Annotated in this window: 13 protein-coding genes; 6 read left to right on the top strand and 7 right to left on the bottom strand. The window is 71.2% G+C overall.

Going from position 1 to position 12032, the window contains the following annotated elements:
- Window positions 1-107: 107 nt before the first annotated feature.
- The 3 genes from hutH to ACFWYS_RS45975 all read right to left on the bottom strand — a co-directional run bounded on the left by hutH (window position 108) and on the right by ACFWYS_RS45975 (window position 3963).
- A complete protein-coding gene (gene hutH / locus ACFWYS_RS45985) occupies window positions 108-1646 on the bottom strand; it encodes a histidine ammonia-lyase (RefSeq protein ID WP_384782929.1) in 1539 nt (512 codons plus the stop codon).
- Between the two features lie 273 nt (window positions 1647-1919).
- Window positions 1920-3068, bottom strand: coding sequence for a diguanylate cyclase domain-containing protein (locus ACFWYS_RS45980; RefSeq protein WP_384782927.1), 1149 nt, complete (start codon window positions 3066-3068; stop codon window positions 1920-1922).
- 85 nt (window positions 3069-3153) lie between these two features.
- Window positions 3154-3963 (bottom strand): enoyl-CoA hydratase/isomerase family protein, encoded by an 810-nt coding sequence (locus ACFWYS_RS45975; protein WP_384782924.1) that lies wholly within the window; start codon window positions 3961-3963, stop codon window positions 3154-3156.
- A 217-nt stretch (window positions 3964-4180) separates the two neighbouring features.
- Between ACFWYS_RS45975 and ACFWYS_RS45970 the strand changes: the two genes are divergently transcribed.
- Entirely contained in the window at window positions 4181-4840 is a 660-nt protein-coding gene (locus tag ACFWYS_RS45970) for a hypothetical protein (protein ID WP_384782921.1), read from the top strand.
- Between the two features lie 123 nt (window positions 4841-4963).
- Here the strand turns inward: ACFWYS_RS45970 and ACFWYS_RS45965 are convergent, their stop codons facing one another.
- Both ACFWYS_RS45965 and ACFWYS_RS45960 read right to left on the bottom strand, forming a co-directional pair.
- Window positions 4964-6091 (bottom strand): adenylate/guanylate cyclase domain-containing protein, encoded by a 1128-nt coding sequence (locus ACFWYS_RS45965; RefSeq protein ID WP_384782918.1) that lies wholly within the window; start codon window positions 6089-6091, stop codon window positions 4964-4966.
- A 167-nt stretch (window positions 6092-6258) separates the two neighbouring features.
- Window positions 6259-7119 carry a biotin--[acetyl-CoA-carboxylase] ligase gene (locus tag ACFWYS_RS45960; RefSeq protein ID WP_384782915.1) on the bottom strand — a complete coding sequence of 287 codons (861 nt, stop codon included), beginning with the start codon at window positions 7117-7119 and terminating at the stop codon, window positions 6259-6261.
- Window positions 7120-7230: 111 nt separating this feature from the next.
- Here ACFWYS_RS45960 and ACFWYS_RS45955 point away from each other — a divergent pair, with 111 nt between their 5' ends.
- Window positions 7231-8826 (top strand): acyl-CoA carboxylase subunit beta, encoded by a 1596-nt coding sequence (locus tag ACFWYS_RS45955; protein ID WP_384782912.1) that lies wholly within the window; start codon window positions 7231-7233, stop codon window positions 8824-8826.
- Between the two features lie 17 nt (window positions 8827-8843).
- The gene (locus tag ACFWYS_RS45950) at window positions 8844-9053 is read left to right on the top strand and encodes an acyl-CoA carboxylase epsilon subunit (RefSeq protein WP_384782909.1); all 210 of its coding nucleotides are present in this window, start codon (window positions 8844-8846) and stop codon (window positions 9051-9053) included.
- A gap of 15 nt (window positions 9054-9068) precedes the next feature.
- Here ACFWYS_RS45950 and ACFWYS_RS45945 read toward each other — a convergent pair whose 3' ends face one another.
- Window positions 9069-10199: an SGNH/GDSL hydrolase family protein gene (locus ACFWYS_RS45945; protein WP_384782906.1), complete on the bottom strand. Its 1131-nt coding sequence runs from the start codon at window positions 10197-10199 to the stop codon at window positions 9069-9071.
- Window positions 10200-10319: 120 nt separating this feature from the next.
- Between ACFWYS_RS45945 and mmpB the strand changes: the two genes are divergently transcribed.
- Together mmpB and ACFWYS_RS45935 are read left to right on the top strand one after the other, a co-directional pair.
- Window positions 10320-10448 carry a morphogenic membrane protein MmpB gene (gene mmpB, locus ACFWYS_RS45940; RefSeq protein WP_384782903.1) on the top strand — a complete coding sequence of 43 codons (129 nt, stop codon included), beginning with the start codon at window positions 10320-10322 and terminating at the stop codon, window positions 10446-10448.
- Window positions 10449-10479: 31 nt separating this feature from the next.
- Window positions 10480-11100 (top strand): Maf family protein, encoded by a 621-nt coding sequence (locus ACFWYS_RS45935; protein ID WP_384782900.1) that lies wholly within the window; start codon window positions 10480-10482, stop codon window positions 11098-11100.
- On the opposite strand, the gene ACFWYS_RS45930 is transcribed toward ACFWYS_RS45935, so the two are convergent.
- Entirely contained in the window at window positions 11069-11575 is a 507-nt protein-coding gene (locus ACFWYS_RS45930; RefSeq protein ID WP_384782897.1) for a hypothetical protein, read from the bottom strand. The genes ACFWYS_RS45935 and ACFWYS_RS45930 overlap by 32 nt on opposite strands.
- A 364-nt stretch (window positions 11576-11939) precedes the next feature.
- Between ACFWYS_RS45930 and ACFWYS_RS45925 the strand changes: the two genes are divergently transcribed.
- Window positions 11940-12032: biotin carboxylase N-terminal domain-containing protein (locus tag ACFWYS_RS45925; RefSeq protein ID WP_280842533.1), on the top strand; the 93-nt coding region annotated here is incomplete at its 3' end.

Raw genomic sequence — 12032 nt, 5'->3', positions numbered from 1 at the left:
CCTCCCACCCCTACCTCGGGCCCCCCCCCGCCCGGGCCCCCCGCGGCGCGTAGGTGATGTTCCCCCGACAGGGCCCCTTTCCTTACGTGTCACTTCAGCAGGATGTGTCACATCAGCGGGCCGGTGACCTTCTCCGCCGCAGCGACCAACTCCCCGCTGCGCACGAACGCGTCGGCAGCGGCGAGGTCGGGGGCCAGGAACCGGTCGGGTCCGGCGCCGTTGACTCCGGCGGCCCGTGCGGCGTCGATGACGGCCTGCGAGGCCGGTGCCGGGGTGAGCCCCTCGCGCAGCTCGATGGCGCGGGCGGCGGCGTAGAGCTCGACGGCGAGCACACGAGTGAGGTTGCCGACGGCGGTACGGAGCTTCCGCGCGGCCGACCAGCCCATGGAGACGTGGTCCTCCTGCATGGCGGACGACGGAATCGAGTCCGCGGAAGCCGGCACGGCCAGCCGCTTCATCTCGCTCACCAGGGCGGCCTGGGTGTACTGGGCGATCATCAGCCCCGAGTCGACACCCGCGTCGTCGGCGAGGAACGGCGGCAGCCCGTGGCTGCGGTTCTTGTCGAGCAGCCGGTCGGTACGGCGCTCGGCGATGGACGCGAGATCGGCGGCGGCGATGGCGAGGAAGTCGAGGACGTAGGCGACGGGCGCCCCATGGAAGTTGCCGTTGGACTCGACGCGCCCGTCCGGCAGCACCACCGGATTGTCGACGGCGGAGACGAGCTCCCGGTCGGCGACGAGCCGGGCATGCGCCATGGTGTCCCGCCCGGCACCGGCGACCTGCGGAGCGCACCGCACGGAGTAGGCGTCCTGGACGCGGGGCGCGTCGTCCTGGTGGTGCCCGGTGAGCCCCGAACCCTCCAGCACGGCGAGCATGTTGGCGGCGGAGGCGCCCTGCCCCGGATGCGGCCGGATGGCGTGCAACTCGGGCGCGAGCACCTTCGCCGTCCCCAGGAGGGCTTCGAGGCTGAGAGCGGCGGTGATGTCGGCGGCCTTGTACAGGCTGTCCAGGTCGGCGAGGGCCATGACCAGCATGCCGAGCATGCCGTCGGTGCCGTTGAGAAGGGCGAGACCTTCCTTCTCACGCAGCTCGACGGGAGCGATGCCGTGCGCGGCGAGAAGCTCACCGGCGGGCCGCACAACCCCGTCCGACCCCTCGGCGTCACCCTCCCCCATCAGCGTGAGGGCGCAGTGGGACAGCGGCGCGAGGTCACCGGAGCACCCGAGCGAGCCGTACTCGTGAACGACGGGCGTGATACCGGCGTTGAGCACATCGGCCATGGTCTGGGCGACCTCGGGCCGTACACCGGTGTGCCCCGAGCAGAGCGTCTTGAGCCGCAGGAACATCAGCGCCCGTACGACCTCCCGCTCCACGCGCGGCCCCATCCCCGCGGCGTGCGACCGGACGATGTTGCGCTGCAGCTGGGCCCGCAGCTCCGGGCTGATGTGCCGGGTCGCCAGGGCACCGAAGCCGGTGGAGACGCCGTACACGGGTTCGGGCTTGGCGGCCAGCGCATCCACGATCTCGCGAGCCGCGGCCAACGCCGCGACCGCCTCCCCCGACAACTCGACCCGGGCCCCGCCGCGCGCCACGGCGAGGACGTCGGACGCGGTGACCCCGGACGTCCCCACCACCACAGTGTGCATATCCATATTCAGGAGCGTACGCACTGAAGACGAAGATGTCACTAGCCGAGAATCGGTTCACCCCTTACCGCCCCGCATCTCTTTTCTGAGCGCCGGCCCGCCCCCTCCAGCCCGTCCGGCGTTTGAGGACAAGGCCCCTTAGGGGGCCGGAGCGGGGGTCTGGGGGCGGCAGCCCCCAGATGGGGCCGGGGCCGAAGGGGCAGAGCCCCTGGAGGACGGGACGGGTAGGGGCGGCGGGGGCGAAAACCCCGCAGCCCAGCCACAGCGGCAGCGTCACGGCACACGCCCCCGGAACCGCCGCCGCTCCACGACCCCCTCCCCGAAGGGCTCCGCATCGGCAAGCCGCACCACCGGATCATCGGGCCCCTCCCGCCCCGCCACAACAGGCCGATCCGCCCGCACGGCCTTCGCCTGGTACTGCGCCGCATCGGCAAGCCGGAACAACCGCCGAGCCGACCGAACATCCCCGATCGCGTCCTCGGTGGACGCCACCCCACAAGCGACCCCCTCCCCCAGCTCCAACTCCCCGGCCCGACGGCACAGTTCATCAGCGGCCTTCACCACATCATCGGCAGGCGACCCCACGACCAGCAGACAGAACTCGTCCCCACCGAGCCGCGCCGCAAGAGCCCCGGGCAACATGGCCCCGCACAACGACAACACCGACCCGAACCGCTCCAGCAACCGATCCCCCACGGCATGCCCCCGGGTGTCATTGACCCGCTTGAGCCCATTGAGGTCACACACCACAAGGCTGACCACGGCACCCTGCTCCCGATGCCGCTCGATGGCCTCCTCCAGCCGCACATCGACCGCCCGCCGATTCGCAAGCCCGGTCAGCGCATCGGTGAACGCCAGTCGCCGGGCCTCCTCCAGCCGCTCACTCTGCGCGATCCCGGCGGCCACCACAGAGGCCAGCACGGTCGCGAAGTCGGCGTCCCCCCGGTCGAAGACCGGATCACCGACGGACCGGGCGACATACAGCTCCCCCCACGCCCTCCCGTTCAGCACGATCGGCGCGACGACACAGCACCCCCGCCCCCGTCTGCGCAGAGCGGCCACCCGCTGATGGCAGTACCCGGGGTGACCGGCGGAGAGACCGTCGGCCGTCTCCACCCACGCATTGGGCTCCCCACCGGAGGCCCACCGCTCATGCAGGAACTCGGTGATCTCCGGGAACTGATGCACCGGATAGGCCTCGTCCCCCGGGAACTCCTCCTCCCCCTCCTTCCGGTCCCCCACGTTCACGAGCACCCGCAACCGCCCGAGCTCCCGCTCCCACACCGACAGCGCGGCAAAACTCCCGGCCAGCGCCCGACACGCCCCGAGCGCCGCCGCCCGCCAGGACTCACGCGGGGTGTGCGCCGCCGCCATCCCCTGTGCCAACGCCACCACGGCCGCGAGCCGTCTGTCCTCACCCATCACTCCAGGCTAGGGAGTTTTGCGACGATTTGGGATATTGGCGTAGCAAACGGGGAGGTCATCGCGGACTCAGCGCGAAAACCGACTACTCCCCCGGCCACTCCGGCTTCCGCTTCTCGTTGAAAGCAGCCACGCCCTCCGCCCGGTCCCCCGAGAACGCCGTGGCCCGCCAAGCCGCGTCCTCGACCTCCAGCCCGGCCCGCAGATCCATCCCGTACCCCATCCGCAACGCCCGCTTGGCGTTCCGCAACCCCACCGGCGAGTTCCCGGCGATCCGAGCCCCGAGGGCCAACGCCTCCTCCCGGTCCCGCCCCTCCTCCACCAGCTCGTCGACCAACCCCAGCTCCCGGGCCTCGACGGCCTCGACCCGTCGCGCACTGAAGATCAGCTCCGCCGCCCGCGCGGCCCCCACCCGGCGCGGCAGCAACTGCGTACCCCCACCACCGGGAATGACCCCGACCGACACCTCGGGCAGCCCCACCACGGCCGTACGGTCGGCCACGATCAGATCGCACGACAACGCCAGCTCGAAGCCACCGCCCAGCGCGAAGCCGTGCACGGCCGCGATCGTCGGCACGGGCAGCTCCAGCACCCCGGTGTACGCCCCGCGCGCCACGGGCCGCTGCCGCACCAGATCGGCGTCGGTGAACGAGTTCCGCTCCTTCAGATCCGCCCCGACACAGAACGCCCGCTCATGCGTGGAGGTCAGCACCACCACCCGTACGTCCCGGTCGGCCCCCAGCGCCGCACACGCCCCCGCGATCGAACTGGCCATCTCCGTCGACACGGCGTTCATGGCCTTGGGCCGGTCGAGGACGAGCTCCGCGACATGCCCAGCACCCCCGTCACCATGCCGCCGCACCAGCACGAACTCCCCGTACCGCTCCTCGCTCATGACACCCTCCGGTTAACGCGGGTTAACAGACACTCGCCCGATCATCGCAGCCGGACCCGCCCGGCGAAAGGCCCGCCGCGAGCGGTTCCCGCCCCGAGGCCCGACACCCCGTTCGAGTGACATCCCACCCAACTCCCGACCCACCGCCCACGCCAGCGCATAACGTGCGCGAGGCACGGCGCACAGGGGGCGCGGGCGTGCTGGAAGGGGGGCCGTGATGGGACTTACGGCGGACAGGTCGAAGGCGCAGCAGACGGCACTGGAGGCGGTTGCGGCACCAGAGACCGCGCAGTGGACGACGCCGAGCGCGGAAGCGGCGAATGCAGCAGAAACGGCGGAGTCATCGCCGTACGCCCCCACACCCACCCGCCTCTTCACCCCCCGAGGCCGTCACCGCCGCCCCCGCCCCCGCAAGGTCCTCCTCGCGGCCGGAGGCCTGGCCCTGGCGGCCGGCGCCCTGAGCCTCGTACGCCTGACCCCCGATCCGGTCGCCACCGACCTCGGCGCGACGGAGTCCGGCGACACCCCGGCCCTGGACCTCGGCACCGACTCGGTCCCGACCCCCCACCCGAAACCAAGCCCGTCGACGACCTCCGCGATGGGCGGCCTGGGCGCGACACCGACAGCGAGCACGATCGTCGTACCGACCACGAACACCCCGGTCACACGCCGGCGAGAGGCCCCCGCCCCCACAACACCCCACACCCCACCGCCGACACCCCACTCACCGGCAACAACACCCCCACCGGCTCCGCCCGCGCCCCCACCTTCCGACGAGCACACAACGAGCCCCCCGTCCACAGAGCCGACGCAGCCCGCCGAAAACACGGTCTGCATCCCGGTGATCGCCCTGTGCGTGGACCCCCTGAACGACTGAGCCGCCCGCACGACAACGCCCCCCTAGGGGCGCGGGGCTGTATCAATATGCGGCTCCGCCGCGTGGGCGCGACCAGCCACAACGCAACCCGCACCCGACAACCAACCGCCAGGCAAACGGCGCTCAGTCCCCCGCAGACGCCCTCCGCGTCAAAAGCCACGGCTCCACAACGCCCAACCCGCGCACCGGCCGCTGCCACATCGGCTGCAACGCAAACCGATACACCGGCGGCTCCTCCCCCTCCTTCTCGGCAGCGACCGCCGCCTCCGCCGCCTCCGCCTCGGACGCCGGCGCTTCACCGGTTCGGATGAGTTCCTCCGCGAACGCGCTGTCGACGAGGACGGCGTCACGCGGGGCTATGGACGTCAGCCGGGAGGCAAGGTTCACGGTCGTACCGAAGACATCGCCCATCCGGGTGGTCACCGTGCCGAAGGCGATGCCGACCCGCAGCTCGGGCATGGTCTCGTCGCCCGCCATCGTCTCGATGAGTCGAAGGGCGATCTCCGCCGCGACACCGGCGTCATCGGCGGCGTACAGCACCTCGTCACCGAGCGTCTTGATCAGCCGCCCCCCGCGCGCGGCCACCAGGTCGGCGGCCGTGGTCTCGAAGGCCTCGACGAGTTCGCCGAGTTCCTCCTCCTCCATCCGCCGGGTCAGCCGTGTGAAGCCGACGAGGTCGGCGAATCCGACGGCCAGCCTCCGGTCGACCATCTCCTCGTCGTCGGCCGCCTGGATGACCCGGCCGGCCGAGGCGGCGAGCTGGCGGCGCCAGACGTAGACGAGGAACTCCTCCAGCTCGGGCAGGAGCAGCTCGATGATCGGATACGTCACCTCGGTCCGGGTCATGCCCGGCTCCGGGGGCTCGGTCAGGCCCTCCAGGAAGGAGTCGATCTGCCACTCGGCGAGCCGCGCGGTGGTCTGCCCGGTCGACCGGGCCACCTGCACCGCCATGGCCTCGCTGAGCAGCCCCGCCTCCACGAGACCGGCGAGGCGCCTGAGCGCCAGTACGTCGGCCTCGGTCAGCGCCTTGGCCTGTCCGATGTCGGCGAAGCCCATGGCCCGCCAGAACCTGGACGCCAGCTCCATGGAGACGCCGGCGCTACGGGCCGCCTGAAACGGGGTGTAGCGCCGCTCGGCGCCGAGGATGAGCTGTTCCAGCCGCAGGGCGAGCGGATCCTCGCCGGGTTCGGCGGCGTGGGGGTCCACCCGGCCGTCCGCGCCCGTGCCGGAGCCCGAATCGTCGACGGTCACGCCTGCTGCCCTTCCGATCTGCCGCGGTCAAGTAATCGACCGGCCTTCACTGTACGGCAGGTGTGGGCCACCTCACTCCCGAGAGCCCGCAGGTGATCCCACGCCCCCGGCGGCGCGCCGCGAGCGCCCCCACCTCGGCGTAAGCCCCGCCGGCCCACACCCGAATGTCACGCCGGCCGCAGGTGCACGACGTCCCCCGCACCCACCGGCTCCTGCACCCCCTGCTCCGTGGCGATCACCAGCCGCCCGTCCCCGTCGATCGCGACCGCCTCCCCCGTGATCGACCGGTCCCCGGGCAACTCGGCCCGCACCACCCTCCCCAAGGTCGCGCACCCGGCCGCGTACGCCTCCTGCAGCCCGCTCACCACCGGGTCCCCCGCAGCGGCACGCCACCGCCCGTACCAGTCCTCCAGCGACCGCAGCATGCCCCGCAGCAGCGGATCCCGGTCCGTGCTCACCGCCCCGGCGAGCGCCAGTGAGCCCGCCTGGGGCACCGGCAGCTCGTCCTCACGCAGCGTGACGTTGATGCCGACGCCGACGACCACGCCGTCGCTCCCGGCCCGTTCGGCCAGGATCCCGCCGGCCTTGCGCTCCTCGCCGCCGACGGTCACCAGGAGGTCGTTCGGCCACTTGAGTGCCGTGTCGACGCCGGCGGTCCGCGCCAGGCCCGTCGCCACGGCGACGCCGGTGAGCAGCGGGAGCCAGCCCCAGCGGGAGATCCCCACGTCAGACGGCTTGAGCAGCACGGAGAAGAACAGCCCGGAGCGGGGCGGAGCCGTCCACTGCCGTTCCAGCCGTCCCCGGCCGGCCGTCTGCTCCTCGGCGACCAGGACGGCGCCCTCCTGGGCCTTGCCCTCGGTCGCCAGGGCCACCAGGTCGGTGTTGGTGGAGCCGGTGCGCTGCACCACCTCCACGTCGCGCCACAGTCCGCCCTCCCGCACGAGCCCACGCCGCAGCGCGGCGGCGTTGAGCGGCGGACGGTCCAGATCGGACCAACGGCTGTCGTCTGATGCATCTCGCGGCGTCATGCAAGCCACCCTAGGTGTGGTAAACGCCGCACTGCCGATTGGTAGGCACCCCACTACTCTACGGATGAGTAACCGTCCCCCCTTTTGAGCAGGCAGGGAGCCACGATCCCGATGTCCGAGCCGGAAGAGATCGACATCCACACCACCGCGGGCAAGCTCGCGGATCTCCAGCGCCGTATCGAGGAAGCGACGCACGCCGGCTCCGCACGCGCCGTCGAAAAGCAGCACGCCAAGGGCAAGTTGACGGCCCGTGAGCGCATCGAGCTCCTCCTGGACGAGGGCTCCTTCGTCGAGCTCGACGAGTTCGCCCGGCACCGGTCGACGAACTTCGGGCTCGACAGGAACCGCCCGTACGGGGACGGGGTGGTGACGGGCTACGGCACCGTCGACGGCCGTCCCGTCGCCGTCTTCTCCCAGGACTTCACCGTCTTCGGCGGTGCGCTGGGCGAGGTCTACGGCCAGAAGATCGTCAAGGTGATGGACTTCGCGCTGAAGACCGGCTGCCCGGTCATCGGCATCAACGACTCCGGCGGCGCCCGCATCCAGGAGGGTGTGGCCTCGCTCGGCGCGTACGGCGAGATCTTCCGCCGCAACACCCACGCCTCCGGCGTCATCCCGCAGATCTCGCTGGTCGTCGGCCCCTGTGCGGGCGGCGCGGTCTACTCCCCCGCCATCACCGACTTCACGGTCATGGTCGACCAGACCTCGCACATGTTCATCACCGGCCCGGACGTCATCAAGACGGTCACCGGCGAGGACGTCGGCTTCGAGGAGCTGGGCGGCGCCCGCACCCACAACTCCGCCTCCGGCGTGGCGCACCACATGGCCGGGGACGAGAAGGACGCCATCGAGTACGTCAAGCAGCTGCTGTCGTACCTGCCGTCCAACAACCTCTCCGAGCCCCTGGCGTTCCCGGAGGAGGCGGACCTCTCGATCACCGACGAGGACCGCGAGCTGGACACGATCGTGCCGGACAGCGCGAACCAGCCGTACGACATGCACACGGTGATCGAGCACATCCTGGACGACGCCGAGTTCTTCGAGACGCAGCCGCTGTTCGCGCCGAACATCCTCACCGGGTTCGGGCGGGTCGAGGGCCGTCCGGTCGGCATCGTCGCCAACCAGCCGATGCAGTTCGCCGGCTGTCTGGACATCCAGGCCAGCGAGAAGGCGGCCCGCTTCGTGCGGACCTGCGACGCCTTCAACGTCCCGGTCATCACCTTCGTCGACGTCCCCGGCTTCCTCCCGGGCGTCGACCAGGAGCACGACGGCATCATCCGCCGCGGCGCCAAGCTGATCTACGCCTACGCCGAGGCGACGGTCCCGCTGATCACGGTGATCACCCGCAAGGCCTTCGGCGGCGCCTACGACGTCATGGGCTCCAAGCACCTCGGCGCCGACATCAACCTCGCCTGGCCCACCGCCCAGATCGCCGTCATGGGCGCCCAGGGCGCGGTCAACATCCTGCACCGGCGCACCCTCGCCGAGGCGGAGGCGAACGGCGAGGACCTGGAGGCGGTGCGGGCCCGGCTGATCCAGGAGTACGAGGACACCCTCCTCAACCCCTACGTCGCGGCCGAGCGCGGCTACATCGACTCCGTCATCATGCCGTCCGACACCCGCAGCCATGTCGTACGCGGCCTGCGTCAGCTGCGCACCAAGCGGGAATCCCTGCCCCCGAAGAAGCACGGCAACATCCCCCTCTAGGCCTGCTGGGAGCAGCCATGAACATCAAGGTCCTACGGGGCAACCCGACACCGGAGGAGCTGGCCGCCGCACTGGCGGTGGTCCGTGCCCGCGCCGCGGCGGCGAACGCCCTCCCGCCCGGCGCGCCCGCCCCCCGCGACTCCTGGGCGGACCCGTCCCGCATCGCGCGGCAACGGCTGCCGCAGCCGGGGCCCACGACCTGGGCCCGCACCTACTGGCCCGGCTAGTCAGAGGCCGGACGGTCAGAGGATCGCCGCCACGACTTCGGCCATCACCTCGTACCCGGCATCGTTCGGGTGCAGGTGATCGCCGAAGTCGTACGACGGGTGCAGCCGGCCTGGATCCGCGGGGTCGGCCAAGGCCCGGCCCAGGTCCGCCACCGCGTCGTACTCCCCCGAGCACCGGATCCACTCGTTCAGCTCGTGCCCCGCCTTGGCCGCCCGCTCACCCCAGTGGTCCGATCCCGCGAACGGCAGCAGCGTGCAGCCGATCACCCGCAGTCCCGCCGCCCTGCCCTGCCGTATCAACTCCCGGTGCCCGGCGATGAGTTCCGCCACCTCCAGCACGGGCGCCGGTTTGTACGTCGGCTGCTCGTCGGTCTCGCTGAAGCCGATGTCGTTCACCCCCAGCGACACGACGAGCGTGTCCACTCCGGGCCGGTCGAGGACGTCCCGGCGCAACCGGTGGACGCCCTTCTCCCCGTACCAGGCCGAATCGTTCAGCAGCAGATTCCCGCCGATCCCGGCATTGAGCACGGGCCGCCCCGTACGCGCCGCGAGCGCGTCCGGCCAGCGCCGGTCCGCTCCCACCGTCGAGCCGAACCCGTCCGTGATCGAGTCGCCGAAGAGGGCGACGGCGTCCGCGCGCCCGGCGTCTACCTCCACCGCCGTCAGGAAGTACCAGGACTCGGTCACCGAGTCGAAGCCCGCACCGCCCACGTCGGCTGTCAGGTCGCCCTCGCCCCGGTAGGCGGTCGTGAAGGCCTGGGCGTGAAAGGTCGCGGGCCCGGTGGCGGCGTCGAAGTACAGCGTGACGGTGACCGACTCCCCGGCTGCGGCGTCGAGCCCGACGTCATCGCTGACGGCCTCCCCGTGCGCGGGTATCCCGACCTGCCCGGCGCCCCCGAAGGTGAGCCGCGTCAGCGACCCGGCCACCACCCCGGCCCCGTCGGCCGTACGCCCCACGCTCGCGCCCGCGACCCGGACCGGCGAGGTGCCATACGCGTTGGAGAGCCGCACCCGCACCCGGCCGCCGCCCGCCGAGAGCCGGACGACCTGCCGCACCGACTGGCGCCAGAAGCCCTCCTGGGACCAGTTGGGCGTGAAGCCCTCGCTGGGTCGCTGAGGTGACGCGGTCCAGGCAGCGGTGAACATGAGACCCCCTCCAAACAGAACTACAGTCCCTTTAACTAATGGGACAGTAGCACCGTTTACAGAAAAGTTGAGTACGCGTACTCAGGCGCCACCCCGAACCCCCGGCCGACGATGGAAGGCATGCTGTGGTCCGACCCCGAGAACGAGCCGCCCGAGGAACTGCGTGAGATGCAGGAGATGTTGCGGCGGCTGGGCGTTCTCATGGCGCTGGCCATGGTGCTCGTGATGATCGTGCTCGGACTGAGGTGAGCCGGGCCGGGCGCGCCGATACGCTGACGGCATGACTGATCAGCCGCGCCGCCGACTCGTCCTCGCCTCCCAGTCCCCCGCCCGGCTCAATTTGCTGCGCCAGGCCGGCCTGGCCCCCGAGGTCATCGTGAGCGGCGTCGACGAGGACGCCGTCACCGCGCCCACCCCCGCCGACCTGGCGCTGGCCCTGGCCGAGGCGAAGGCCTCCGTCGTGGCGGCGAAGCCCGAGGTCAAGGGCGCGATCGTGATCGGCTGCGACTCGGTCCTCGACCTGGACGGCGAGGCCCTGGGCAAGCCGGCCGACGCCGAGGAGGCCACGGCCCGCTGGAAGTCGATGCGCGGACGCGCGGGCACACTCCAGACCGGCCACTGTGTCTACGACACCGTCACCGGCCGGTACACCTCGGCGACCGCCTCCACGGTCGTCCGCTTCGGCGAGCCGACCGACGAGGAGATCGCCGCGTACGTCGCCTCCGGCGAACCCCTCTACGTCGCCGGGGCGTTCACCCTGGACGGCCGCTCGGCCCCGTTCATCGACGGCATCGACGGCGACCACGGCAATGTGATCGGCATCAGCCTGCCGCTGGTACGGCGACTGCTGGCCCAACTAGGCATCGGCATCACGGAGTTGTGGGCGCCGGCGGAGGGGTGACCGGGGAGCCGCCCGCCGGGGAGCCGTCGCCGCCCGCACCCCCGTCGGGGGCGGAGTCGGCGGGCTCCTCGGAGCCGGGCGCGCCCTCGGCGTCGTACGTCATCAGCACCAGCACTATCAGGCCCAGCACGGCGACCATGAACAGGAACGCCGTCCAGCCCACCAGCCCCCAGGCGAACGCGCCCAGCAGCCCGTGCACCACGGCCGCGCTGATCAGCAGGATGCGCCCGAAGCCGGCCGGGGCGCGGTCACGCAGGGCCACGAGCAGGGCGACCAGGCCGCACAGCGCGAAGTAGGCACCGAAGACCAGGCCGCCGATCTTCGAGGACATCGACATCACGTCAGGGTCCAGCCCGGCCAGGGACATGTCCTGCCGGTCGACGACGATCCCGAGGAACCACTGGATCGCCGCGATGCCGAGCCCTTCGACGAACAGCACGACCGCCACCACCCACGCCACCGGTCTGCGCACCACCGGTCCCCACCCACTTCCGAGCTTCCGCGCTGTTACCCCAAGTACGTATGAGACATCGCGAACGCTACTAACGGGTAAACCCCGGGACAAGGGTTTGGTCAAGGGCAAAGAATCATTGGGCCATTCGTAGGGATTCCACAAAGAAACCGAGTGGCCCGCAGCACGTGATGACAGAGACCTTGACCACAACGGAGGGCTAGGGTTTTCCGGGAGAGACCTGCGTGCCGAGGCGCGACATGGGATTTCGCAGGTTGAGCGAGCCTGGAATCACGCTCCGTGTGGGCAAGCTCACCACTGGGGACGGGTCGATGTGGCGTGTCGGCAGTCCCTAAACTCGGCTTGTTTCAAGGAGGGAGCCTCAATCGTGCGCAAGGTGCTCATCGCCAACCGTGGCGAAATCGCTGTCCGCGTGGCCCGGGCCTGCCGGGATGCCGGGATCGCGAGCGTGGCCGTATAC

The sequence above is a fragment of the Streptomyces sp. NPDC059010 genome (assembly GCF_042740355.1).
Lineage (GTDB): Bacteria > Actinomycetota > Actinomycetes > Streptomycetales > Streptomycetaceae > Streptomyces.
Note: the sequence above shows the minus strand (reverse complement) of the source record. Positions and strands in the feature narration are given on the sequence as shown.

Bases quoted from the DNA above. Each gene is read 5' to 3' on its own strand.
- hutH (WP_384782929.1), bottom strand. From the start codon at position 1,646: ATGCACACTGTGGTGGTGGGGACGTCCGGGGTCACCGCGTCCGACGTC.
- ACFWYS_RS45980 (WP_384782927.1), bottom strand. From the start codon at position 3,068: ATGGGTGAGGACAGACGGCTCGCGGCCGTGGTGGCGTTGGCACAGGGG.
- ACFWYS_RS45975 (WP_384782924.1), bottom strand. From the start codon at position 3,963: ATGAGCGAGGAGCGGTACGGGGAGTTCGTGCTGGTGCGGCGGCATGGT.
- ACFWYS_RS45970 (WP_384782921.1), top strand. From the start codon at position 4,181: ATGGGACTTACGGCGGACAGGTCGAAGGCGCAGCAGACGGCACTGGAG.
- ACFWYS_RS45960 (WP_384782915.1), bottom strand. From the start codon at position 7,119: ATGACGCCGCGAGATGCATCAGACGACAGCCGTTGGTCCGATCTGGAC.
- ACFWYS_RS45955 (WP_384782912.1), top strand. From the start codon at position 7,231: ATGTCCGAGCCGGAAGAGATCGACATCCACACCACCGCGGGCAAGCTC.
- ACFWYS_RS45950 (WP_384782909.1), top strand. From the start codon at position 8,844: ATGAACATCAAGGTCCTACGGGGCAACCCGACACCGGAGGAGCTGGCC.
- ACFWYS_RS45945 (WP_384782906.1), bottom strand. From the start codon at position 10,199: ATGTTCACCGCTGCCTGGACCGCGTCACCTCAGCGACCCAGCGAGGGC.
- mmpB (WP_384782903.1), top strand. From the start codon at position 10,320: ATGCTGTGGTCCGACCCCGAGAACGAGCCGCCCGAGGAACTGCGTGAG.
- ACFWYS_RS45935 (WP_384782900.1), top strand. From the start codon at position 10,480: ATGACTGATCAGCCGCGCCGCCGACTCGTCCTCGCCTCCCAGTCCCCC.